This is a genomic window from Hydrotalea sp. GW822-HT8A01 (genome assembly GCF_058798575.1).
In genome coordinates this window covers 371,954-395,151 of the sequence record NZ_CM179506.1, presented here as the reverse complement: position 1 = coordinate 395,151, position 23,198 = coordinate 371,954, and the positions used below count along the sequence as shown (strand labels likewise).

24 protein-coding genes are annotated in these 23,198 nt (G+C 37.6%); 14 read left to right on the top strand and 10 right to left on the bottom strand.

All coding sequences use genetic code 11. From position 1 onward, the window contains the following. The first annotated feature begins 64 nt into the window (after positions 1-64). The 3 genes from AC3QLY_RS01745 to AC3QLY_RS01735 all read left to right on the top strand — a co-directional run bounded on the left by AC3QLY_RS01745 (position 65) and on the right by AC3QLY_RS01735 (position 1,878). The gene (locus AC3QLY_RS01745; protein WP_074420577.1) at positions 65-610 is read left to right on the top strand and encodes an RNA polymerase sigma factor; all 546 of its coding nucleotides are present in this window, start codon (positions 65-67) and stop codon (positions 608-610) included. A gap of 38 nt (positions 611-648) precedes the next feature. Beyond that, positions 649-1,410, top strand: coding sequence for a hypothetical protein (locus AC3QLY_RS01740; RefSeq protein WP_288095459.1), 762 nt, complete (start codon positions 649-651; stop codon positions 1,408-1,410). Between the two features lie 63 nt (positions 1,411-1,473). Beyond that, positions 1,474-1,878 (top strand): hypothetical protein, encoded by a 405-nt coding sequence (locus tag AC3QLY_RS01735; RefSeq protein WP_074421130.1) that lies wholly within the window; start codon positions 1,474-1,476, stop codon positions 1,876-1,878. Between the two features lie 14 nt (positions 1,879-1,892). Here the strand turns inward: AC3QLY_RS01735 and AC3QLY_RS01730 are convergent, their stop codons facing one another. The 7 genes from AC3QLY_RS01730 to purD all read right to left on the bottom strand — a co-directional run bounded on the left by AC3QLY_RS01730 (position 1,893) and on the right by purD (position 10,343). Further along, positions 1,893-2,642, bottom strand: a complete 750-nt coding sequence (locus tag AC3QLY_RS01730; protein ID WP_074421129.1) for an MBL fold metallo-hydrolase — start codon at positions 2,640-2,642, stop codon at positions 1,893-1,895. An 86-nt stretch (positions 2,643-2,728) separates the two neighbouring features. Then, a complete protein-coding gene (gene rodA / locus AC3QLY_RS01725; RefSeq protein WP_074421128.1) occupies positions 2,729-4,084 on the bottom strand; it encodes a rod shape-determining protein RodA in 1,356 nt (451 codons plus the stop codon). Then, positions 4,077-6,185, bottom strand: a complete 2,109-nt coding sequence (gene mrdA, locus AC3QLY_RS01720; RefSeq protein WP_074421127.1) for a penicillin-binding protein 2 — start codon at positions 6,183-6,185, stop codon at positions 4,077-4,079. Before mrdA ends, rodA begins: the two co-directional genes overlap by 8 nt. Positions 6,186-6,318: 133 nt before the next feature. Next, a complete protein-coding gene (locus AC3QLY_RS01715) occupies positions 6,319-6,852 on the bottom strand; it encodes a rod shape-determining protein MreD (RefSeq protein WP_074421126.1) in 534 nt (177 codons plus the stop codon). Further along, on the bottom strand, positions 6,845-7,696 hold the full coding sequence (gene mreC / locus AC3QLY_RS01710) for a rod shape-determining protein MreC (RefSeq protein WP_074421125.1): 852 nt from the start codon (positions 7,694-7,696) through the stop codon (positions 6,845-6,847). Before mreC ends, AC3QLY_RS01715 begins: the two co-directional genes overlap by 8 nt. Before the next feature lie 90 nt (positions 7,697-7,786). Further along, a complete protein-coding gene (locus AC3QLY_RS01705) occupies positions 7,787-8,812 on the bottom strand; it encodes a rod shape-determining protein (RefSeq protein ID WP_068245144.1) in 1,026 nt (341 codons plus the stop codon). Positions 8,813-9,047: 235 nt separating this feature from the next. Continuing rightward, positions 9,048-10,343 carry a phosphoribosylamine--glycine ligase gene (purD, locus tag AC3QLY_RS01700; RefSeq protein WP_492990403.1) on the bottom strand — a complete coding sequence of 432 codons (1,296 nt, stop codon included), beginning with the start codon at positions 10,341-10,343 and terminating at the stop codon, positions 9,048-9,050. A 46-nt stretch (positions 10,344-10,389) separates the two neighbouring features. Here purD and AC3QLY_RS01695 point away from each other — a divergent pair, with 46 nt between their 5' ends. Continuing rightward, positions 10,390-10,551, top strand: a complete 162-nt coding sequence (locus AC3QLY_RS01695; RefSeq protein ID WP_218331280.1) for a hypothetical protein — start codon at positions 10,390-10,392, stop codon at positions 10,549-10,551. A gap of 15 nt (positions 10,552-10,566) precedes the next feature. Here AC3QLY_RS01695 and AC3QLY_RS01690 read toward each other — a convergent pair whose 3' ends face one another. After that, complete coding sequence (locus tag AC3QLY_RS01690) at positions 10,567-12,012, bottom strand: POT family MFS transporter (RefSeq protein ID WP_218331279.1); 1,446 nt, start codon at positions 12,010-12,012, stop codon at positions 10,567-10,569. 73 nt (positions 12,013-12,085) lie between these two features. Between AC3QLY_RS01690 and AC3QLY_RS01685 the strand changes: the two genes are divergently transcribed. Genes AC3QLY_RS01685 through AC3QLY_RS01675 form a run of 3 tightly spaced genes read left to right on the top strand, consistent with a single transcriptional unit; the run spans position 12,086 to position 13,154 of the window. Beyond that, entirely contained in the window at positions 12,086-12,499 is a 414-nt protein-coding gene (locus AC3QLY_RS01685; protein ID WP_218331278.1) for a fatty acid desaturase family protein, read from the top strand. A gap of 11 nt (positions 12,500-12,510) precedes the next feature. Then, positions 12,511-12,927 carry a fatty acid desaturase gene (locus tag AC3QLY_RS01680; protein ID WP_492990400.1) on the top strand — a complete coding sequence of 139 codons (417 nt, stop codon included), beginning with the start codon at positions 12,511-12,513 and terminating at the stop codon, positions 12,925-12,927. Beyond that, positions 12,894-13,154 carry a hypothetical protein gene (locus AC3QLY_RS01675; protein ID WP_492990398.1) on the top strand — a complete coding sequence of 87 codons (261 nt, stop codon included), beginning with the start codon at positions 12,894-12,896 and terminating at the stop codon, positions 13,152-13,154. The genes AC3QLY_RS01680 and AC3QLY_RS01675 overlap by 34 nt, the downstream gene beginning before the upstream one ends. A gap of 29 nt (positions 13,155-13,183) precedes the next feature. Here AC3QLY_RS01675 and acs read toward each other — a convergent pair whose 3' ends face one another. Next, positions 13,184-15,217 (bottom strand): acetate--CoA ligase, encoded by a 2,034-nt coding sequence (acs, locus tag AC3QLY_RS01670; RefSeq protein ID WP_492990396.1) that lies wholly within the window; start codon positions 15,215-15,217, stop codon positions 13,184-13,186. A 403-nt stretch (positions 15,218-15,620) separates the two neighbouring features. Here acs and AC3QLY_RS01665 point away from each other — a divergent pair, with 403 nt between their 5' ends. The 6 genes from AC3QLY_RS01665 (at position 15,621) to nth (ending at position 20,415) form a co-directional block, all read left to right on the top strand. Further along, positions 15,621-16,532 carry an ATP-binding cassette domain-containing protein gene (locus tag AC3QLY_RS01665; RefSeq protein ID WP_218331276.1) on the top strand — a complete coding sequence of 304 codons (912 nt, stop codon included), beginning with the start codon at positions 15,621-15,623 and terminating at the stop codon, positions 16,530-16,532. A 64-nt stretch (positions 16,533-16,596) separates the two neighbouring features. Then, positions 16,597-17,886 (top strand): phosphopyruvate hydratase, encoded by a 1,290-nt coding sequence (gene eno, locus AC3QLY_RS01660; protein WP_218331275.1) that lies wholly within the window; start codon positions 16,597-16,599, stop codon positions 17,884-17,886. A 263-nt stretch (positions 17,887-18,149) separates the two neighbouring features. Then, positions 18,150-18,449 carry an FtsB family cell division protein gene (locus AC3QLY_RS01655; protein ID WP_074418599.1) on the top strand — a complete coding sequence of 100 codons (300 nt, stop codon included), beginning with the start codon at positions 18,150-18,152 and terminating at the stop codon, positions 18,447-18,449. 110 nt (positions 18,450-18,559) lie between these two features. Then, positions 18,560-18,793: a hypothetical protein gene (locus AC3QLY_RS01650; RefSeq protein WP_074418598.1), complete on the top strand. Its 234-nt coding sequence runs from the start codon at positions 18,560-18,562 to the stop codon at positions 18,791-18,793. Positions 18,794-18,830: 37 nt separating this feature from the next. Then, positions 18,831-19,712 (top strand): alpha/beta hydrolase, encoded by an 882-nt coding sequence (locus AC3QLY_RS01645; RefSeq protein WP_074418597.1) that lies wholly within the window; start codon positions 18,831-18,833, stop codon positions 19,710-19,712. A gap of 37 nt (positions 19,713-19,749) precedes the next feature. Next, positions 19,750-20,415 (top strand): endonuclease III, encoded by a 666-nt coding sequence (gene nth / locus AC3QLY_RS01640; RefSeq protein WP_218331274.1) that lies wholly within the window; start codon positions 19,750-19,752, stop codon positions 20,413-20,415. 1 nt (position 20,416) lies between these two features. Here the strand turns inward: nth and prfA are convergent, their stop codons facing one another. Then, positions 20,417-21,478: a peptide chain release factor 1 gene (gene prfA / locus AC3QLY_RS01635; protein WP_218331273.1), complete on the bottom strand. Its 1,062-nt coding sequence runs from the start codon at positions 21,476-21,478 to the stop codon at positions 20,417-20,419. Between the two features lie 86 nt (positions 21,479-21,564). Here prfA and AC3QLY_RS01630 point away from each other — a divergent pair, with 86 nt between their 5' ends. After that, on the top strand, positions 21,565-23,136 hold the full coding sequence (locus AC3QLY_RS01630; RefSeq protein WP_074418652.1) for an N-acyl-D-amino-acid deacylase family protein: 1,572 nt from the start codon (positions 21,565-21,567) through the stop codon (positions 23,134-23,136). The last annotated feature ends 62 nt before the right edge of the window (positions 23,137-23,198 follow it).

Here is a 23,198-nt window from a genome sequence, read left to right as displayed (position 1 = left end):
TAAACTTTTCCATAAAAAAACAGTCTAACCAGCTTTATTTCCGTTTTTTATTTAATTTCCCTGCATGCAAAGCGATGATACCGTATTGTTATATGAGTTTCGGGAACCGGCTACAAAAGAGCGGACATTTACTGCCATTGTAAAAAAATATCAGGAAAAATTATACTGGCACATCCGAAGAATGGTAGTGAATCATGAAGATGCCAACGATGTGTTGCAAAATGTATTTATTAAAGCCTGGAAAGGATTAGAAAATTTTAGGGAAGATAGCCAATTATACACCTGGTTATACCGAATTGCCACCAATGAATGCCTTACTTTTTTGGAGCAACAAAAGAAAAAAGGCACTTTAAGTTTTGATGAAATGGAAAGTGGTTTAAGCAATAAAATTCGGGCAGATGAAAATTTTAACGCCAATCAGTTAGAATGGAAACTGCAGTTGGCCATTCAACAATTGCCTGAAAAACAACGATTGGTGTTTAACCTGCGTTATTTTGATGAAATGCCTTATGAGGAAATGAGTAAAGTATTAGATACCAGCGAGGGCGCTTTGAAGGCGAGCTACCACCATGCCGCTAAAAAAATTGAAGAAGTAATTAAAAACTTATAAACTGTTAAACGATTACTCCAAAAATTAGTCTTTATACCATGATGTTGAGAAGTGAAATGATATTGCAGGAGTTGAAAGAACATTCTCCGGGGTTGATTCAGATACAACCCACGCAGGTTTATACTGTTCCTCATAATTATTTTGAACAGTTTGCAGGCAATTTATTGCTTAAAATTCGTGAAGATGAAGTAGCATCCCTATTTCCCTCTCCCCAAAATCCGTTTGCGGTTCCGAATAATTATTTTAATAAGTTGCCGCATCAAATATTACAACGGATTCAGCAACAGGATAATTCCCAGCAAACAGCTTGGGAAGAATTAGAGGAAGTGGCACCATTGCTCAATCAAATTTCAAAAATGCCAGTTTACAGTGTACCTTCGAAATATTTTGAGCGCACTGATTTTACGCCTGTTCAGGAACAAACTAAGGCAAAAGTGATTGGCTTTAGTAAAACCCGCAAATGGATAACTTATGCAGCGGCGGCTGTTATGTCAGGCATTTTGGTAACCGGTGCATTGTGGAACAATACCATGCTTACTTCATCTATCAATGCTTTTAGTTTGAATAAAGAAATTACGAATGTAAGCGATGAATCCATTCAAAATTATTTGAACAATGATATTACTGCTCCCGCTTATGTGAATGATACCGCCGGTATTGATACAGATGGTACCATGCTGAGTGTGCAGGAAAGTTTACAAAACATTAGTGATGATGAGTTGAAAGGCTATTTAAAGGCAACTGAAGATGTTGCAAACCTGCCGGTAGCTGCTGAAACCAAACAAAAAGTTGGAAGTTAAGCCCTAATCAGATATACGTTTGAAGATCAAATGCTGAATGTTTGAAGCATTAAAAATTTGCAGATGAAAAAAAATTATATATTCCTGGTTGTTTTGTTGTTTTGTGGGCTACAGGTATTTGCACAAACTACCAATAATCGTTTTGTCAATATTCAGGGTTTGAAAATTGCTTACATCACCAAACAGTTGAATTTAAGCAGTGAGGAAGCACAGCAATTTTGGCCTGTTTACTATGATTATTTAGATGCTTTGAAAGAGGCAAGAAAAAATAATCTCAATAATCCCAATATCTTGGCATTGGATGAAGCTATTTTAGAGGTTAAGAAAAATTATTACAACCAATTTAAACAAATATTGGGTACTGATGAAAGGGCCGGTAAAGTATTTCTTTGCGAAAGAAATTTTAGATTGGTTTTAAAGAACGAATTGGAAAAGCGAAGACAAAACCGTTTGCCCAATCAACGTTAAATGTTTCCTGAAGGCTACATTTGATACACTGGTGTTACAATATCGTGGTAGAATAAAAAGGTCCAATTTTGAGCTTTACCTTCCTGCCACCATTGCTGTCTTAATTGCATGGCCTTTTTCCCGTCAAAATCATATTTAGCTATAAACTTACTTTTCATTTGCTGCAATTGTGGGGCATCATCCGCACCAAAAAAAATGGTTTGCGAATTATTTTTTATGCGACAAATTTGGTGAAAAGGGCTATGAGCACCGGTAATTTCATATTCAATTTCGTAACCGATATTATTTGTTAACCTGCCATTGCCATGTAGCCATTGCACTTGCGGATGATGATGCAGCACTTCAATTTCTTCAATCATGTAAGAGGGAAATCCTGTATCCATTGCATAAGCAAATTCTTCTTCCTGAATATAATATACCGCATTAGTAAAGGTAAGGTTATAAAATCCCAGATTGTTTTTTTTACTAATGCCGCCTGCATGGTCTTTATGTAAATGACTCATCCACACTTTTGTAACCTGTTCGGGTTGTATATGTTGGGCTTGTAAATTTTGAATTAACTGCAATGTATTTTGAACCGAAAAGCCCAAACCGGTATCTAATAAAATAATATCTTTTTCCGTAATCACTACAAAAGGCTGCACTTCTACCAATAAACTGCCAATGGGCCTGTTATGTAAATTATCAGCTTCCAGATTAAAAGGAACAAAAATTTTAGATTTATCAATCGTGAAACTCCCTTCCGATAATGGTATTACTTGCATTTAACTTGCATTTAATTGATTAAAAACAAAAAGAAACAGCATTGCTGCTGCTTTCCAATTTTGCAAATATCCCTTCCTTTTTTTAATTAGCGTAAAACCATTTGCCGGTCGGCATCTAATCGGAGCATAATAAAAATTAAGATAGTAAATGTTAGCAGGGAAGATCCACCATAACTAATGAGTGGAAGTGGAATGCCAATAATAGGAAACAAACCAATTGTCATACATACATTTACTACAATATGAAAAAACAGGATGCTGGCAACACTGTAGGCATATACTCTGCTAAAAGTACTTCTTTGTCTTTCAGCAATGTTCACAATACGTATTAGCAGAAATAAATAAATGAGCAAAAAAGTTAAACTGCCTGCCAACCCAAAAGCCTCGCCCAAAGAAGTAAAAATAAAATCGGTATGTTGTTCTGGAACATATTTACCCCGAGTTTGTGTACCCTTCAAAAAACCTTTACCCCAAATACCTCCTGAGCCTATGGCTATTTTACTTTGGCGTACATTATAATCATCGGGTTTTCTGGGAGGCTTATAATTGGCTTTACTGCTATTGGTATGATGGTGGTTTTTACTGCAATCATAATCTTTACCTACCATGCTGTAAATACGTGTACTTTGGTAGCATTGAAAAACATTATTAAAAATATAAGGCACTGCAAAGCGCTGGATGCCTACACTCAATGCCCATAATACAATAATAATACTTAACAGCCTTTTATTGCGTTTCAATTGTTTTCGAACAAAATAAATGGTTAATACGGCTATAACGGTTAATGTCAAAGCAAGGGTATTGGGTTCAATTATTAATGTGGCTATGACCAGCGCTGCAAAAGAAAAACCAAAAATCAGCAAGCCGGGTGGTAGCCCTTCCCGATACATAACAATGAAGAAAGAAAGGTAAACAAGCGCCAGACCGGTTTCGTTTTGAAAAACAGATAATACTGCCGGAGCCAGCGCAAGTGCACCACCAATTAATTGTGATTTTAATTTGGAGAAATCTGTTTCTTGTCGTGATAAATATTTAGCCAATGCAAGTGCTGTAAAAATTTTACACAATTCTGCCGGCTGCAGGTTAAATCCACCGCCAATGGGTATCCAGCTTTTAGAACCATTAATGCTTCTACCTGCTACAAATGTGGCCAGCATTAAAACAATGCCCAATGTATAAGAAAGATTGGCGAATGCAGTATAAATTTTACTATCTGTGAGTAATATAAATATGGCTGCTACCAAACAAACGCCTGCAAAAATCAATTGTTTACTGTAATTGGTTTTGCCACTGATAAACGATGCCAACACATCGGTATTGGGTTTGTATTCTACCATAAAAATGCAGAGTATGCCAATGGCTACCAAAATAAGGTAAATAGCCACAATTACCCAGTCTATACCTGGAGAAATGGTTTGGGTAGAATGATGATTTCTATGCATTGAATCGGAATGTTTTCTTTTTTTTGTGATCAGTCATTAAAATAGCCATTGTAAGTTGCTGCTGTTTTCTCTTATTCGGCTGGTTGGGTAATGAATGATTGGGTTGTTGTTTTACTTCATTGGGGAATAATGCTTCAGTTGTTTCGGTTCCGGAAGAATCTAACAACTGCTCTTGCAGATTTTGTCGGTTCTGTTCTTCTTCTTTTTTTAGTTTGATAGAATCCAAACGATTCATTTCCGCTTTCATTCGGGCTGGTATTAAATTCAGTTTGGCTATTTCTTCTACTTTCAATTTTCTGTCGGGTTCGGGTATTGAGTCTTTTAAATATTGTTCAATCATTAAACTGGCAATTGGGGCGGCAGATTGTGCACCAAATCCTGCATTTTCACACAATACAGCAATGGCAATTTTAGGGTGATTGCGTGGGGCAAAAGCGCCAAAAAAAGCATGATCTTTTTGGGCCACACCATGGTAAAAATTTTGTACGGTACCGGTTTTACCGCATACTACCACACCGGGTACCTGTGCAGCAGCTCCGGTTCCATATTCCATTACACCCTGCATGCCATTTTGTACTGCTTCATAAACACTGTCGGGTATAGCACTGTCGGTTAAGTGTTTTTCTTTAAAGCGGTCTAATAAATAGTCGAATTCTTTTCCTTCAATTGAATCAACCATATGTGGGGTATAATACCAGCCTTTGTTGGCAATGGTGGCCATTACATTGGCCAATTGTAACACGGTTGTGCTTACCTCACCCTGCCCAATGGCATTAGAAATAACATTGCAGGAGTTCCAGTTTTTTCCAAAAATTTTTCTGTAATAAGAAGAGATAGGCAAATTGCCAGGTTGCTCGCCGGGTAAATCAATTCCCAGCCTGTGTCCCAGTCCGAAAGTGTATGCATAGCTGTTAAATATTTTTAAAGCACTGTCTGCTCCACCATACCGTTGTTGGTCTAGTATACGTTTGTACACTGTAGCAAAATAAGTGTTATCACTATGTGCTATGGCCGATGTTAAATTAAAAGTGCCTTTGTCTAAGCATTTAGGACGGCCATTGCCACAACCCCAAAAGGCACCATTACAAACAATGGAGAAGCGTTCATCAATTACACCTTCTGATAAACCAACAATGCCTACCACTGTTTTAAAAGTTGAGCCGGGCGAGTAAGTGGTATAAATAGCGCGGTTTAATAAAGGCAGGCGGGGGTCTTTATATAATTTATTGAAATGCCTGCTGCGTTCACTTCCGGTTAAGTAATTGGGGTCGTAACTGGGTGCACTCACCATGCATAAAATACCCCCTGTATTGGGATCGATAGCTACAATGCTGCCCACTTTGTTGGTCATTAATTTTTCACCCAGTGCCTGTAATTGGGCATCTAAACTGAGGTATAGGTTTTTTCCTGCAACAGCTGCGGTATCAAAAAGCCCATTTTCATACGATCCCTGAATGCGGCTTCGGTTGTCTTTTATATAGCGTTTTATACCTCGTTGACCCATTAATACTTTTTCATAAGTTCGTTCAAGTCCTGTCATACCGGTATAATCGCCCATTTCGTAGCCTTCATCTTTATGTTTGGAAAGAAATGCAGGATTTACTTCAGCTGTATACCCTAAAAAATTAGCGCCAATATGAAAGGGATAAATACGAACCGAACGTTCACTTAATTCAAATCCGGGAAATTTGTAAATGTTTTCATTGAGGCGGGCATATAATTCCTGTGATAGCAAGGGCTCAAAAACACTGGGTCTTACTGAAGTATTTTTAAAAATAATATCCCGCATTCTCCTTTTATATTCAGCTGTATCAATGTCTAATAAATTACATAGCGCCAAGGTATCAATGCCACGGCTTTCGGCAGGTGTAACCACCAAATCAAACATAATACTGTTTTCTAACAGGCTTTTATTTTTTCTATCGAAAATAATACCCCTGTCCGGATAAATCACTTTTCGGTAAATGGCATTATTCTCTGCCTGTAATTTATATTTTTTGGAAAAAACCTGCAGGTTGATTAATTGTGCTGCTATTATGATGAATACAATAGCAAAAATAATTTGTATAACCCTGCTTCTGCTTTGGTTAAATACGGGCATTGTTTTCTAAAATATATCAATAAATAATGAAATGAATATACAAAGATGCACAAAAGCTACAGACAACCGCACAAACTTTTCCAAAAACAAATCATTAAAATATATTTATTGCTTTTTGCAATAAGCAGCAGTTTTATGCAGCGTTTGTTCTGTACTTTGCTTTTCTGAAAAAAAGCATTTCAGTTATAAAAATAAGCAATAAATTAATGGCGGTGGTGCCCAGCACTTTACCCATAAAATACAAAAAATTTCCAAATTGCAACCACTCTATCAATACCAGATAAACATTATGAGTAAGCGTTAGCAACAGCACATAAAGGCTATAAGGTGCCCAACCCATACTTTTAATAGAGGGTTCTAAATAACTTTGTTCTGTAGTTTCTTGTGGAATTAAAATGTTGAGCAAAAATGGTCGGAGATAAGCAATAAGCGTGCAACAAGCGGCATGCAGGCCGGGGGTTTCAGTGAAATAATCTAAACTAATACCAAACAAAAATCCTGTAAAAAGTAGCACTAAGCGGTTGATGGAAAAAGGTAACCAAAGAATAAAAAGAAAATAAACGTATGGTACAATAAACTGATGAATAGGTGGAATACGGTTTAGCACAAATACCTGCACCAAAATAAATAGTACGAAGCGGATAATATTTCGGATGAGGTTACTCATTTTTTAATTTGGCGTTTTCTAAATTGGTTTGTTCGTTAAAATATTTGTTTGCTATAATATATACATATTGTAAAGTATAAAAGTTAGTGGCGGGTTTAACTTTTAAAGTATAAAAGTTAGAGGCTGCTTCATTTTCTGTTCCACTTACTGTCCCAATCATTAAACCTGGTGGGAAGTTAGCAGAATAACTACTGGTAACTACCGTATCTCCTTTATTTACTACTGAACCTTTTGAAATATTGCGTAAGGTTAGCTCGTTGGGGTTATCGCCATCCCATTCAATACTACCAAAGCTATTGTCTTTTTTTAGCATGGCACTTACTTTGCTGTTGCGGTGCAGCAAACTCATAACCCTGCTGTAATTGGGGCTTACATCAATTACTACGCCAACAATACCTTGTGGCCCCATCACCGCCATTCCTTTTTTGATATCCTGATTGGCACCACGTTGTAAGGTGAGATAATTGGTTTGTGAACTAACTGAATTCCCCACCACACGGGCAGGCAGAAAAATATATTTTCTTGTTTTTTGAAGTGAATCAATGCGCAGCGTATCGGTGAAAATTATTTTTGAAGTATCTGGTATTTGGAAATCTGCTTTTAAGCGATTTCTAAGTGCAGCATTTTCTTCTGCCAGTTGCTGATTAATTTTACGAAGCGAGAAATAACTGTTTATATCATTAAACTGTGTATATATTTTTCCAGTTATATCACCTGTAACTGCACCGAAAAAAACTTCATGGGTTTTACTATATTTGGATAGAAATACCATACTGGTTATCTGCAATACAATAAAGCAGATAAATACAAAAAAACGTCTTATAAATAGAAAAATATTTTTCATTTTCTAAAAAGGGAAGCTACTCTAAAAACCTGACAAAGTTATTATCTTGGCATCTGTTTTTAGTAAACTGTAAATATTTTTTTAATACGGCTATCGCATAATGAAAGGAAAGCGTTGATAATTTTTAAGCGCCAGTCCGGTACCTCTTACCACACTTTTTAATGGGTCATCTGCTACATGTACGGGAAGTTTAATTTTCGCACTCAATCTTTTATCGAGTCCTCTTAAAAGGGCACCTCCACCAGTAAGGTATAAACCTCTCCGGTAAATATCGCCGGCTAATTCGGGAGGTGTGGTTTCCAGTGCTTTTAAAATGGCTTCTTCAATCTTAAAAATACTTTTATCCAAGGCTTCTGCAATTTCCTGATAGCTCACCATAATTTGTTTGGGGATACCTGTTACCAGGTCGCGGCCATTTACGGGCATATCATCGGGTGGATTATCTAAATCTTTCATTGCAGCGCCCACATTTATTTTAATTTGTTCTGCAGTTCTTTCTCCAATTAATAAACTGTGATAGCGGCGTAAGGCTTCCATAATGTCGGCTGTAAACTCATCTCCTGCAATACGAATCGATTGGTCGCAAACAATACCGGCCAAAGCAATTACCGTAATACCGGTGGTACCACCGCCAATATCAATAATCATATTACCTACAGGTTCTTCTACATCAATACCAATACCTAATGCAGCGGCCATTGGTTCGTGAATCATATACACTTCTTTGGCGCCTGCCTGTTCAGCGCTATCGCGTACGGCTCTTTTTTCTACTTCAGTGATGGAAGACGGAATACAAATAACCATCCGCCAGCTGGGTGGGAAAAGCGGTTTTTTAGGATATACCAACTTAATTAATTCCCTTATCATTAATTCGGCAGCATTAAAATCGGCAATTACACCATCTTTCAGGGGTCTTACCGTTCTAATGCTTTCATGGGTTTTTTCGTGCATGAGCAAGGCTTTTTTGCCTACAGCCAGCACTTCTTTCGGATTATTTCTGTTCAAGGCAACAATACTCGGTTCGTTTACCACAATTTCATCGTTGTGAATAATTAAAGTATTCGCTGTGCCCAGGTCGATGGCAATTTCCTGGGTTAAAAAATTAAAAACTCCCATGTAAATGATGATTCTCTAAAGTTGAATAAATTAGTTGCAAAGGTGTATGAAAAATAGCTAACTATCAAAGCCAATTATATTTTTATTGAAACTGAATATAATTTGTAAGTGAATATTTTGTTTGCCGGACACATGCAGTTATCGATGAAACCATAATTGACTTAGATATTCTGTAACTCTAACGCAAAAACTATTTTTTTATTGGCTCTGAACATTCGAATAATCGTGCCAGAGTTTATAAAAATTCGTAACCAATATCATTTCTGTAATACATTCTATCAAACGAAATAGCAGATAATGTTTGTTTGGAAAGCCTTACTGCTTCCTGCAGTAGAGGGGCTAATGCTGTTACTGCCAAAACCCTACCCCCGCTGGTAACAATTTGGTTGTTATCTAAACAGGTGCCTGCATGAAATACCATTACATCTGCTCTTTTAGGCATTGTATCCAAACCATGAATGGGTTTGTTTTTTTCATAGGCTTCCGGATAACCGCCACTAACGGCAACAATGGTAGCTGCAGCGCGTTCATCTACATTAATATTTACATCGGCTAATGTGCCATTGTGCATAGCTGCAAACAGGGCTACCAAATCGGTTTGTAACCTGGGTATTACTACTTCAGTTTCCGGATCGCCCATACGGCAATTGTATTCAATTACATAGGGTTTATTACCAACTTTCATTAATCCAAAGAAAATAAAGCCGTTGTATTCCAATTGTTCTTCCTGTAATCCTTTTATAGTGGGCTGAATAATGGTGGTTTCTACTTCTTGCATAAATGCATCATTGGCAAACGGAACCGGACTAATACAGCCCATGCCGCCGGTGTTTAAACCGGTATCACCTTCTCCAATTCTTTTATAATCTTTTGCATGGCCAATTATCTGATAATCTGTGCCATTGGTTAATACAAAAACACTCAGCTCAATACCGGTCAAAAATTCCTCTATTACAACTTTTTTTGAGGCTTCTCCAAATTGCGCATGTTGAATCATGTTTTCGTAAACAGAGAGAGCTGTTGCATGGTCTTCGCAAATTACAACACCCTTTCCGGCAGCCAGTCCATCGGCTTTTAATACAATGGGTAAGCTATGTTGTTGAATATATGCTTTACCTGCTTCAAAGTTGGTTGCAGTAAAACTGGCGTATGCAGCAGTTGGAATGTTGTGCCTTTGCATAAACAGTTTTGAAAATGCTTTGCTACCCTCAAGTTGTGCTGCATTTTTGGAAGGGCCTACTAAAATACCATCCCAGTATTTGATTCCTTCCTTATTGGTTTCCTGCATAAAATCGTAGATCCCGTTTACCAAAGGTTCTTCGGGGCCAACCACCAGCAAGCCTATTGTTTGTTCTACACAAAAATTTCTGATACTGTTAAAATCGTTGAGGGATAAAGATACATTAGAGCCGTATTGTTGTGTACCTGTATTGCCGGGTGCAATAAATAAAGCATCGCAATGATAACTTTCCGATAATTTTTTGGCCAGTGCGTGTTCACGACCTCCGCTACCTAAAAGAAGTATTTTCATTAGAATTTGTTTGTTGATATGATGCGAATCAGTTCAATGGTTTTTGATGAAAAAAACAGAAAAACCGGCAGATTGGGGTTTATTAAAAAATGTAACCTGTTTTCCGGATGGCTGCGAAATTAGCGCCTTATTTTTAACTGAAAATATTAGTTTGGGTATTGGAAGGCATAAAATAAAAAGCAGTACTTCAAACAGACTGCTTTTTTAATGTTATTGAGTTGGGTTACCCTGCTGAAGCTGCATCTTCCAAAACATAGTTTTTTTCGGGCAGCATTTTGGCTATTAACATATATACAATCAAAAACCCTGATAAAATTGCCACAAATAACCAAAAATAACTGGCACCTGTAAATTTGGCAAAAATACCTCCGCTTGCAATGCTGCTGTTTACAAATGCAGTGAATAAATTACCTACGGCAACAGTTAATAACCAAATAGCACTCATGGTACTTTTCATTGATTTGGGTGAGTTGGTATAAGCGTACTCCAATCCGGTGATAGAAACCATTACTTCCGATGCAGAAAGTATGGCATAGGCCAAAATTTGCCACCAAACACTGGGGTACCCGCCATGATCAATAGCTGTTTGAATGAGCGCTATAATAATAAATGATGCACCGGTTAAAAATAAACCTGCCCCAATTTTTCTGAGTGGTGTTACCTTAATACCCAGTTTTTCAACCAATGGATAAATGCCATAAGTAAAAATGGGTATCATCATTAATAGAAATAACGGATTTACTGTTTGTATTTGTTCGGGTAAAAAGGTTTTACCAAAAATATTGAGGTTTAATTTTGTTGCTTGTAAAACCCATTCTGAAAGGCTTTGGTCCCACATAGCCCAAAATATGGGTACAAAAGCAAATACCATTAACACCCGGTTTACTGCCTTCACGCCATCAATCGACTCGGCACTGTATTTTTCACCTACTGCTTCCCAAATGGTTTTGCCATTGCGATTACTGAATGCTTTCATTATGTAATACGCCATAATAAACACATAATTTTCTTTTTTAATGCCGGAAGGAGGTACCCTTACATAGTATTTACGGCCTAACCAGAAAATAAGTGTTGCCAGCAACATTAATAAACCCGGTACGCCAAAGGCAACAGATGGGCCAAAAGATTTATACAATACAGGAATGAGCATGGTAGAAAATACAGAACCGGCATTAATACTAAAATAAAACCATCCATACACTTTACTCATCAGGCTTTGGTTCGATTTATCGAACTGATCGCCTACATTGGCCGATACACATGATTTAATACCGCCGGCAGCAACAGCTATAATGACTAATCCGGTACTAAACAATGGAAGGCTATGGGTAGATAAGGCCAGCGTTAAATTACCTATGGAATATAAAATAGATACATAAAAAATAACTAAGTATTTACCAAAAAACCAATCTGCAATAATGCCACCCACTAATGGCATTACATAAGCCAATGAAACAAAAATATGGGTTTGTTCATTGCTTTTGGCTTCAGCAATAGCAGTAAGTACCGGATTGTGTGTGGGGTTAAAAAATTGTGCAACCAGAAAAGTTGCCAAAATAGACCGGATGCCATAAAAACTAAATCGTTCTGCAGCCTCGTTGCCAATGATGAATGGAACGGCTTTGGGCATACGTGGCTTAGGTGCAATCGTTTCTTTTAATTCACTCATAATGCATTTTTAAAGTTTTAAAGATATTGGAATTATGTATTTCTGTTTCAAAAAATTGTAAATTAATGGTGGAATGTTGCACTGGTTAAAATTTACTACCTCATTTATATTGTTTTTACTGGCTTATATGGCATTTACGCATACAGGCTGGTGGTGCCTGACTGCACTGATATATGCCTGGCTGCTGATTCCGCTTATTGAATTATTAAGCAGCCCAGATATCACGAATCTTTCAGAGTCGGAGGAAAAGGCTGCAAAAAATGATTTTCATTATGATGCGGTTTTGTATGTGGCAGTAGTGTTGCATATTTTATTATTCATTGTTTTTTTAGGTAGTATGCAAACAATAGGATTGCCTTTTACCACTGTTATAGCTCGAATTGCAACCATGGGCTTATTATGCAGCACATTTGGTATTAATATGGCGCATGAGTTGGGGCATTGGCAAAAAAAGTATGAACAGCACTGGCAAAAATTGCTCTGTTAACCAGTTTGTATATGCATTTTTTTATAGAGCATAACCATGGGCACCATAAATGGGTGGCAACACCAAAAGATCCGAGTAGTGCGCCTTTGCATTTATCGGTATATGGTTTCTGGGTTAGAAGTGTAACCGGCACATATCAAAATGCCTGGAGAATAGCCAATAAAAGTATTCAGCAACAAGGCCTCCCTGTTGTGCATTACAGGAATGAAATGATACAAATGCAATTCATTCAAATAATATGGATGGCAGGCATTTGGTATTGGATAGACTGGTTAATTACCTGTTATTATATAGCAGCCACAGTAATTGGGTTTTTGTTGTTAGAAACCGTGAATTATATTGAACATTATGGATTGCAGCGAAAAAAATGGCTGATGATAAATATGAACGAGTTATGCCCTGGCATAGTTGGAATAGTAATCATGTAATAGGCCGTTTAATGTTATTTGAATTGAGCAGACATAGTGATCACCATTACATGGCATCCAGAAAATACCAGCTATTAAGGCACCAACCTCAATCGCCACAAATGCCTACCGGTTATCCGGGTATGATGATGCTGAGTCTTTTTCCACCATTATGGTTTTTGGTAGTGCATAGGCAAATGAAGGAAATTGGATTATTGTCGGATACAAAAAATCTCACTGAATGGTGAGATTTTTTCAACTATCCAATGGATGAAAGTTATAATTTTCCTTTTTTTATTTCATCAACTACACCGGGGTCTAATAAGGTAGTTGTATCACCTAAATTTTCCGTTTCGCCTTCGGCAATTTTTCTGAGAATGCGGCGCATAATTTTACCACTTCTGGTTTTCGGTAAGCCACTTACAAACTGAATTTTATCTGGTTTGGCAATGGCACCAATAATGCGGGTAACGGTTTGCAAAATATCTTTTCTTACCAAATCGCCGGTGCCATGTGTATCCTGACCATGTGAACCTTGATAAATGACAAAAGCATAAATGCCTTGCCCTTTTACATCATGTGGGTAACCTACCACGGCACTCTCTACCACGCCGGCATGCATGTTAATGGCATTTTCTACTTCAGCAGTACCAATTCGGTGCCCGCTTACGTTGAGTACATCATCCACTCTTCCGGTGATGCGATACATACCTTCTTTGTTTCGCATAGCACCATCACCGGTAAAATACATGCCGGGGTAAGTGGCAAAATAATTGGTGCGGCAACGCTCATGATCGCCATAAGTGGTTCTTAAAATACCAGGCCAGGGTGCTTTAATACAAAGATTGCCTGATACAGTTGCGGCATCACCCTGTTCAATTTCTTTGCCATTTTCATCTACTAAAGTCATTTGCACACCGGGTAATGGCAGGGTGGCCCATCCGGGTTTGGATGGTGTAATACCGGCAATGTTTGAAATTAAAATACCTCCGGTTTCTGTTTGCCACCAGGTATCAACAATGGGGCATTTTTTCTTTCCAATATGTTCATGATACCAATGCCAGGCTTCTTCATTAATGGGTTCACCTACCGTACCCAATACCTGTAACGAAGATAGGTTTTTGCCTGCCAGCGGCCCTAAACCAAAACCCATTAAACTTCTGATGGCAGTAGGTGCGGTGTACAAAATATTTACTTTGTATTTGTCTACAATATCCCAGAAACGACCGGCATCGGGCCAGGTAGGTATGCCTTCAAACATTAGCGTGGTGGCACCGGCAGATAATGGTCCGTAAACAATGTAGCTATGCCCGGTAATCCAGCCAATATCTGCCGTGCAAAAATGTATTTGTCCCGGTTGGTATTGAAAAACATTTACAAAACTGTAATTGGTGTATACCATGTATCCGCCACAGGTATGCACAACACCTTTTGGTTTGCCGGTTGAGCCGGAAGTGTATAAAATAAATAAGGGGTCTTCTGCATCCATTTCTTCGGCTACAAAATCTGTTAGTCCCAAGGTTTCTATTTTTTTAATTTCCTCTTCCCACCAAACATCACGCCCTTTTATCATAGAAACCGGTGTTCTGGTGCGTGTACAAACAATTACCCTTTGTACGGTTTTATTGCCAATTAAAGCATCATCAATTACACTTTTTAAAGGAATGTCTTTGGCACCTCTAAAAGCACCATCGCAGGTAATAATGTAAGTTGCTTTTGCATCTTCTAACCGGTCGGAAATACTTTGGGCCGAAAAGCCACCAAATATTACTGAATGTATGGCGCCAATTCGGGCACAGGCTAAAACTGCAATGGCCAATTCAGGAATCATGCCCATGTATATACAAACCCTATCACCTTTTTTAACGCCATTATTTTTGAGTACATGTGCAAATAAACAAACTTTTTCATGCAATTTTTTATAGGTAAGTACCCGGTGGTGTTCGTCAGGGTCATTGGGTTCCCAAATAATGGCCGGCGTATTGCCCATTTTTTCTAAATGTCGGTCTAAACAGTTTTCTGTAATATTGAGTTTGCCGCCTTTAAACCATTCAATTTTTGGTTCTGTAAAATTCCACTCTAAAGTTTTATCCCACTTTTTACGCCAGGTAAAATTTTCTGCAATATTATTCCAGAAAGCTTCCGGATTTTCAACACTGTTTTTGTAATCGGATTGATACTGTGCTACAGTTTTAATTTGATAAGGATACGACATGGCAATCAATGTTTTGGCAATAAAATTAAGATTATTGGTTGGCATGCAGTGATGGGCATGTTGTTTTTTGTTGCAAAATGCAAAGGTTTGCGCCATAATGGTAACATGGTTTTCTGCTTTCCATCATTTTTTAGGATAGTTTAATTTAAATGGTAAGCATCAAAAATAAACACAAGTCTGTCTTTGCATTATTATTTCAGGACAAGACACAATATGTTTCGTAGCTGTCGGGTATTTTTCTTTTAACATTTTCTATTCATTGCAAAATAATTTTAATGAAGTAAAAGTGATTGCCCAAAAACAATTCAAATTTATTTTGCTCAATTTCCCTGTTGAGATTGGTGTGGTAATCTGGTTTAGGTTCTACAAACCATCGATTTAATAGCCAATGTTATTTCAATTACTTTCTGTTTGAACAGATGAAAATATGAGGTTATTTTATGTTTTTATTGCAATCTGCTTAGGTTTAAAGTAGTACTTTCGGGCAAATTAGCAACACATGTCGGTAGAAGTGCAACATTTACTGAAACAGTATGGTACACAATTGGCAGTAAACGATATAAGTTTTAAGCTGAATAAAGGAGAAATTACCGGTTTTCTCGGGCCAAATGGTGCCGGTAAAAGTACCACCATGAAAATGATAACCGGCTATTTAAAGTCTGATGCCGGAACCGTTTTAGTGAATGGAATAGATGTGCAAAGGAATCCAATTGACGTAAAAAAAATGATTGGATATTTGCCCGAGTCAAATGCATTGTACTATGAAATGTATGTGAGTGAATACCTTTATTTTGTTGCTGGCATTAAAAAAATAGATCAAAAATGGAAGCACATAAAAAACGTAATTGCCCTTACTGGTCTGGAACTTGAAAAAAATAAAAAAATAGGGCAGCTTTCAAAAGGATACAAACAAAGGGTAGGTCTTGCTGCAGCATTAATTAATCAGCCTAAAGTACTTATTTTAGATGAGCCAATCAGTGGGTTAGATCCCAATCAAATTGTTGAAATTAGAAATGTTATTAAACAGCAGGGAAGTGATAAAACGGTATTGTTTTCTTCCCATACTTTACAGGAAGTGAATGCAGTATGCGATCGGGTTATGATTATTCATAAAGGACAAATAGTAGCCAATGATTCGTTGCAAAATTTACAACATCAAAAAAATGAAGTGGTAACTGTTATTGTAAGTTTTCGGGAGCAGTATTTAACTCCAGAGCAATTAAAATTCAATTTTGTTGATCGTGTAGAAATGATAACGCCGGGTAATTTTAAATTACATACCAAACAAGAGCAATTGGTAAGAAAAAACCTGCTGGCTTTTGCCTTACAGGAAAATTTGAATATACTTTCTCTACAAACGGAACAAAAATCGCTGGAAGAAGTATTTCGCCAGCTAACACTTGGTAGTTAAATATATCAGAAAAAATTCCACAGATAAATTAATTTCGCATCCAATAAATTAAAAATAAGCAACCATGAGTTACATTGTAGAAGTACATGCCCGCCAAATATTAGATAGTCGCGGTAACCCAACGATTGAAGTAGATGTTTTAACCGATGAAGGTATCATGGGCCGTGCAGCAGTACCCAGTGGTGCCAGCACCGGTGTACATGAAGCCGTTGAATTGCGGGATAATGATAAAAAAGTTTATCAGGGAAAAGGTGTTTTACAGGCTGTAAAAAATGTAAACGATACAATAGCAGAAGCAGTAGTGGGTTATGATGTTGCCCAACAAGTGGCCATTGATGAGGCGATGATTGAATTAGATGGCACGCCCAACAAAGCTAAATTAGGTGCCAACGCAATTTTAGCAGTTAGTATGGCTGTTGCAAAAACTGCTGCCGAAGAAGCAGGATTGCCCTTATATCGCTACATAGGTGGTACCAATGCAAAAACATTGCCCATTCCTATGATGAATATTTTAAACGGTGGTGCACACGCCGATAATAAAATAGATTTTCAGGAATTTATGGTAATGCCTATTGGCGCCCCATCTTTTAGTGAAGGATTGCGCTGGGGTGTTGAGGTTTTTCACGCATTAAAATCAGTATTAAAGAAAAAAGGTTACAGTACCAATGTGGGCGATGAAGGTGGTTTTGCACCTAATATTCAAAGCAATGAAGAAGCCATTGATACTGTAATGGCGGCAATTAGCGCTGCCGGGTTCAAAGCCGGAACACAGATGGCCATTGCCATGGATCCTGCAGTAAGTGAAATGTTTAATGCCGATAAAAAAGTATATCATTTTCATAAATCAGATGGCAAAGAACTTTCCATTGAAAAAATGGTAGATTATTGGGCTAACTGGGCAAAAAATTATCCCATTGTTTCTATTGAAGATGGTATGGCTGAAGACGACTGGGATGGCTGGAAATTATTAACACAAACATTGGGCAGTAAAATACAATTGGTGGGCGATGATTTGTTTGTTACCAACGTAAACCGTTTACAAAGAGGTATTGATGAGCATATTGCCAATGCATTATTGGTGAAAGTAAATCAAATTGGATCAATTACTGAAACAATTAATGCCGTTACTTTGGCGCAGCACAATGGTTATAATACTATCATGAGTCATAGAAGCGGTGAAACTGAAGATGTAACCATTGCCGATTTAGCTGTTGCATTAGGTTGCGGACAAATTAAAACCGGCTCCGCTTCCCGTACAGATAGAATTGCCAAATACAACCAGCTGCTTAGAATTGAGGAAGAACTGGGTTCAACAGCCATCTTCCCGACCGGTAAAATTAAGTTTGCTAAGTAGTGATATTTAATTACTTATTGAATGAAAGAAGAAGGCATGGCAACATGTTTTCTTCTTTTTTTATGCTTTTTTCAATAAAACAGCAAATATTCCGTTTAATAAAAAAAATAACTTTCAACTCAAGTAATTTTGGCATGAGGCTGCTCAAATCAATTTGAAATATTCTTTTGTGTTCTTGATATGAATCAATCAGTTGAAAAAAAATGTTACACTACAATGCATTTGGTTGTTTAAAAGGTTGAAATAAAAATGTTCTCTTACGCATGAAAAAAATTCCCTCATTTTTTTACAATAAGTATGTGCTGGTCACCGCATTTTTTGTGGTTTGGATGCTATTTATTGATCAGCGCGATGTTTTTTATGTATTGCAGCAAAAACATCAATTACAATCACTGCAATTAAAAAAACAATACTATGAGCAGCAAATTAAACTGGTACAAATAGATTTAGATAATTTACAGCATAATCCCGCCGCAATTGAAAAATTTGCCCGTGAAAAATATCTGATGAAAAAGCCCAATGAAGATGTTTTTATTGTGGAAGGCGATGTTTTCCACAATTAATGCACTACTGCAATAATTGAAATAAAAGCTCGTTTAACTGAGGTCGTCTTGTTTGATTAAAAAATGAAACAACAAATCACCAATAACACTGCAAAAAATATCCGGTAACAATGAAATCATTTACAGAAGAAGCACTATTATTATACCTTTATCAGGAAACCGATAAAAATCTAACTAAAGAAATTGAAGCAGCATTAGAAGAAGATATTCATTTGCAAGAAAGACTGAAAGTACTGCAACGCAGCATCAAACAATTAGAACGGTTAAAAAAACAATCAAAACATCCCCGCGAAGAGTCTGTGAACAGTATTTTGGCGTATGCTAAAAAATTGGCTAAAAAATAACGTATTTTTAGTTTGCTATTTTTCAAAAACACATGTTATGAAATCATTTTTATTGGTATTGGTGCTTTGCACCACAGGTTACTTTGCAGTAGCTCAATCGCACGGTACAGTAAGTGAACATGAAGTAATTAAAAGTAATATTCTGCATAAAGATGTAGCGTATGCAGTGTACCTTCCTTTCGATTATACTACTTCAAACCGCAATTATCCTGTTGTTTATTTATTGCATGGGTATACTGATGATCAAACCGGTTGGTTGCAGTTTGGTGAAATAAACCGTTATGCAGATAATGCTATTGCCCATGGTATCATTCCTCCTATGATTATTATTATGCCGAATGCTGACTCAAGCTGGTATATTAATTCATTTGATGGGAATGAAAATTATGAAGACTTTTTTATAAAAGAGTTGATGCCCACAGTTGAAAAAAAATACCGTATTAAAGCTGAAAAAAAATTCAGAGGTATTGCTGGACTATCGATGGGTGGTTATGGCACTTTAATATACGCTATGAAATATCCCGATTTGTTTGCAGCAGCAGCCCCACTCAGTGCCGCCGTTTTTACCGACGATGAGATGGTAAATATGCCACAAAAAAGCTGGGATATAACATTTGCCAGATTATATGGTAATAACTTAACAGGTAAACAGCGTTTAAATAATGCCTGGTATCAAAATTCTATTTTAAAAATGGTAGAGAATACACCGGCAGATAGTTTGAAAAAAGTACGTTACTGGATTGATTGCGGCGATGATGATTTCTTAACAAGAGGAAACTGCATGCTGCATATTGCATTAACCGATAAAAAAATTCCACACGAATATAGGGTGCGTGATGGGGCGCATAACTGGACATACTGGCGCACCGGAATTACAGATGCACTTCAGTTTATTGGAAACAGCTTTCACCAGTTTTAGCCACTTTTCTTTGTTGTATTCTATTTGAAGCAGGTGTATGACCAAAAAAGAACGTTATAAAATTGTATTAGATTATTTTGAACGTAGCATACCCAATGCGCAAACAGAACTAATATACCATAATCCGTTCCAACTGCTGGTTGCTGTTATTCTTTCTGCACAATGCACTGATGTTCGGGTTAATCAAACCACACCGGCTATTTTTAAAAGGTATCCTAACGTGGATGCATTGGCGAAAGCTACATTTGAAGAATTATTACCATTAATAAAAAGTATATCTTATCCCAACAATAAAACCAAACATTTAATAGGCATGGCCAATATGCTCATTCAAAAGTTTGGGGGCGAGGTACCCATGACGGTGAATGAATTGGTTCAATTACCCGGAGTAGGCCGCAAAACAGCCAATGTAATTACCAGTGTTATTGATCAGCAACCCAATATGGCGGTAGATACACATGTTTTTAGGGTAAGTGCCCGTTTGGGTTTAACTACAAAAGCTACTACGCCCTTAGCAGCCGAAAAGCAATTGGTTCAATACATACCCGAAACATTGGTGCACAAAGCACATCATTGGCTTATTTTGCATGGGCGATATACCTGTTTGGCACGCAATCCTAAATGCAGTGCATGTGGTTTAACCGAAATATGTTTGTATTATAAAAAACAAATGAAAAGTAAAACCTTAAAAACAACCGCATAGCTTACTGATTGGCCATTTTTGCAGAGTTTTCTGCCAATTGCAGTGCTTCAATAAATTCATCTATTTCGCCATTCATTACTGCATCTAAATTATATGAAGTTAATCCAATTCTGTGGTCGGTAACCCTTCCCTGCGGCCAGTTGTAGGTGCGAATTTTTGCACTTCTGTCGCCGGTGCTTACCAAAGTTTTTCTTTGCCGGGCAATTTCTTCTTCCTGTTTACGCACCTGTTCTTCATACAATTTTGTACGCAGCATTTGCATAGCTTTTTCGCGATTGCCTAACTGTGTTCGCTCTGTTTGGCATACCACCACTGTTCCGGTGGGTATATGGGTTAAAAATACCTTGGTTTCTACTTTGTTTACATTTTGTCCGCCGGCACCTCCACTTCTGGCAGTTTCCATTTTAACATCACTTTCTTTCAACTCAAAATCAACTTCTTCTGCTTCCGGTATCACTGCAACAGTAGCCGCCGAAGTATGCACACGGCCCTGCGTTTCAGTAGCGGGTACACGTTGAACACGGTGTACACCACTTTCAAATTTTAAAGTTCCATACACATCTTCGCCGGTTACTTCTACCACAACTTCTTTGTAGCCACCTGCTGTGCCCTCACTTTCACTCACAATAGCCGTTTTCCAACCCTTTTTGGCACAATAACGTAAATACATTCCTAATAAATCGCCTGCAAAAAGGCTCGCTTCATCGCCACCGGTACCGGCTCTAATTTCCAAAATGGCATTTTTATCATCCTGCGGATCTTTCGGAATTAATAATTGGGTTAATATTTTTTCTAATGAATCTTTCTTCATTTCTAATTCCGGTAATTCCATTTTGGCCAGGTCTTTCATCTCCTCATCGTTGCTATTCAGGTTTTCTTTTACAAATTGATAGTCGTTGAGTACCTTTTTGTATTCCTCAAATGGTTGTACAATTTTCTCTAAGGAACGGTATTCCTTGCTAAGTTTTCCAAACTCTGCCTGGTTATTAATAATCTCCGGGTTGGTCAGTGCAACACCTACCTGGTCAAATCGCGCTTTAATGGCTTCTAGTTTATCCAGCATATCCACAAAAAATTTTGAGTTGGCAAAAGTACTGCTTTGCAGTAAGATTAAGTTTCCTTAATTTCAATCACCCCAAAACAGCACACATGAGAAAATTAATTTGGCTTTTTATTGTTCTTTTCCCCGTTGCACTAACAGCCCAAACTGCTGATATACTTATAAAAAATGGGAAAATTATCAATGGAACAGGTAATAATTGGTTTTATGGTGATGTGGCTGTTGTGAACAATAAAATTGCAGCGGTAGGTAATCTCTCTGCCTGGAAAAGCGCCAAAGTAATCGATGCCGCCGGAATGATAGTAGCACCTGGTTTTATAGATGTACACACGCATATTGAAGGCGATGAAGTCCGAAATCCTACAGCAGATAATTTTATTTATGATGGAGTAACCACGGTAATAACGGGTAATTGTGGCCTTTCTAAAGTAGATATTGGAAATTATTTTAAGTGGTTAGATAGCTTGCATCTTTCTATTAACATTGCATCATTAGTAGGGCATAATGATATACGGAAAGCCGTAATGGGCACTGCCCGAAGAGCGCCCACTGAAGCTGAAATGTTGCAGATGGAAGCTATTACCCGAAAAGCAATGCAGGATGGAGCAGTAGGTTTGTCAACCGGCTTAATTTATATTCCCGGCACCTATGCTGCTACCGATGAAGTGGTGGCTCTAACAAAAATTGCTGCAGCCTATCATGGTGTATATGCCACCCATATGCGTGATGAAGGTGATAGTGTAGTACAAGCCATTCAGGAGGCATTGCATATTGGAACAGTTGCAGGACTGCCTGTTGAAATTTCGCACTTTAAATTAAGTGGCCAGCAAAACTGGAGAAGAAGTAAAGAAACACTTGCTTTAATAATAGATGCCAGAAAAAAAGGGATTGATGTTACCATTGATCAATATCCTTATACCGCCAGTAGTACCAATTTAGGAACATTGTTACCTGATTGGGTATTGGCAGATGGCAAAGATTCAATTAATGCCCGATTGAATAATCCTGTTATCCGTGAACAGGTAATTGCTTATATGCTACAACGCTTAAGTAAGCGAAAATTAAAGCATTTCAGTTACCCGGTAGTAGCCAATTATGCTTTTGATACTGCTTTTAATGGGAAAAGTATCGAAACAATAAACCTGTTAAAAGGCCGAAAACATACGGCCAAAGCTGAAGCTGAAACCGTTTTAGAAATGATGCAGCACGGTGGTGCAGGAATGGTTTTTCATGGCATGAGTGAAACAGATGTACAATACATTATGCAGTATCCTTTCTGCATGTTTGGGTGCGATGCTGGTATCAGGGTTTTTGGCGAAGGGGTGCCACATCCCCGAGGCTATGGCAGTAATGCTAAAATTTTAGGAAAGTATGTTCGTGAGGAACATTTGTTTTCTTTGGAACAAGCCATCCGGCGCATGACCAGTCTGCCAGCTCAAAAATTTCACTTACAAAACAGAGGATTATTATTGCCGGGGTATGCGGCAGATATTGTAGTGTTTAATCCGGATACAGTAACCGATAAAGCTACCTATGAAAAACCACACCAGTATTCAGAAGGGTTTAAATATGTGGTAGTGAATGGAACCATTACATTGAAAAATGGGCAGCATACCGGCGCACGAAATGGTATTACACTAAAAAATAGTGCATCATTTTAATGGTTTCATAAAGGAGGAGTACCATTTTGAAAATAGCTTGTTGTATTGCATTAATTATAAAC

Excerpts from the sequence above, each read along its gene's own strand:
- AC3QLY_RS01745 (WP_074420577.1), top strand. The coding sequence starts at position 65 with ATGCAAAGCGATGATACCGTATTGTTATATGAGTTTCGGGAACCGGCT.
- AC3QLY_RS01740 (WP_288095459.1), top strand. The coding sequence starts at position 649 with ATGATGTTGAGAAGTGAAATGATATTGCAGGAGTTGAAAGAACATTCT.
- AC3QLY_RS01735 (WP_074421130.1), top strand. The coding sequence starts at position 1,474 with ATGAAAAAAAATTATATATTCCTGGTTGTTTTGTTGTTTTGTGGGCTA.
- AC3QLY_RS01730 (WP_074421129.1), bottom strand. The coding sequence starts at position 2,642 with ATGCAAGTAATACCATTATCGGAAGGGAGTTTCACGATTGATAAATCT.
- rodA (WP_074421128.1), bottom strand. The coding sequence starts at position 4,084 with ATGCATAGAAATCATCATTCTACCCAAACCATTTCTCCAGGTATAGAC.
- mrdA (WP_074421127.1), bottom strand. The coding sequence starts at position 6,185 with ATGCCCGTATTTAACCAAAGCAGAAGCAGGGTTATACAAATTATTTTT.
- AC3QLY_RS01715 (WP_074421126.1), bottom strand. The coding sequence starts at position 6,852 with ATGAGTAACCTCATCCGAAATATTATCCGCTTCGTACTATTTATTTTG.
- mreC (WP_074421125.1), bottom strand. The coding sequence starts at position 7,696 with ATGAAAAATATTTTTCTATTTATAAGACGTTTTTTTGTATTTATCTGC.
- AC3QLY_RS01705 (WP_068245144.1), bottom strand. The coding sequence starts at position 8,812 with ATGGGAGTTTTTAATTTTTTAACCCAGGAAATTGCCATCGACCTGGGC.
- purD (WP_492990403.1), bottom strand. The coding sequence starts at position 10,343 with ATGAAAATACTTCTTTTAGGTAGCGGAGGTCGTGAACACGCACTGGCC.
- AC3QLY_RS01695 (WP_218331280.1), top strand. The coding sequence starts at position 10,390 with ATGAAAAAAACAGAAAAACCGGCAGATTGGGGTTTATTAAAAAATGTA.
- AC3QLY_RS01690 (WP_218331279.1), bottom strand. The coding sequence starts at position 12,012 with ATGAGTGAATTAAAAGAAACGATTGCACCTAAGCCACGTATGCCCAAA.
- AC3QLY_RS01685 (WP_218331278.1), top strand. The coding sequence starts at position 12,086 with ATGTTGCACTGGTTAAAATTTACTACCTCATTTATATTGTTTTTACTG.
- AC3QLY_RS01680 (WP_492990400.1), top strand. The coding sequence starts at position 12,511 with ATGCATTTTTTTATAGAGCATAACCATGGGCACCATAAATGGGTGGCA.
- AC3QLY_RS01675 (WP_492990398.1), top strand. The coding sequence starts at position 12,894 with ATGCCCTGGCATAGTTGGAATAGTAATCATGTAATAGGCCGTTTAATG.
- acs (WP_492990396.1), bottom strand. The coding sequence starts at position 15,217 with ATGGCGCAAACCTTTGCATTTTGCAACAAAAAACAACATGCCCATCAC.
- AC3QLY_RS01665 (WP_218331276.1), top strand. The coding sequence starts at position 15,621 with ATGTCGGTAGAAGTGCAACATTTACTGAAACAGTATGGTACACAATTG.
- eno (WP_218331275.1), top strand. The coding sequence starts at position 16,597 with ATGAGTTACATTGTAGAAGTACATGCCCGCCAAATATTAGATAGTCGC.
- AC3QLY_RS01655 (WP_074418599.1), top strand. The coding sequence starts at position 18,150 with ATGAAAAAAATTCCCTCATTTTTTTACAATAAGTATGTGCTGGTCACC.
- AC3QLY_RS01650 (WP_074418598.1), top strand. The coding sequence starts at position 18,560 with ATGAAATCATTTACAGAAGAAGCACTATTATTATACCTTTATCAGGAA.
- AC3QLY_RS01645 (WP_074418597.1), top strand. The coding sequence starts at position 18,831 with ATGAAATCATTTTTATTGGTATTGGTGCTTTGCACCACAGGTTACTTT.
- nth (WP_218331274.1), top strand. The coding sequence starts at position 19,750 with ATGACCAAAAAAGAACGTTATAAAATTGTATTAGATTATTTTGAACGT.
- prfA (WP_218331273.1), bottom strand. The coding sequence starts at position 21,478 with ATGCTGGATAAACTAGAAGCCATTAAAGCGCGATTTGACCAGGTAGGT.
- AC3QLY_RS01630 (WP_074418652.1), top strand. The coding sequence starts at position 21,565 with ATGAGAAAATTAATTTGGCTTTTTATTGTTCTTTTCCCCGTTGCACTA.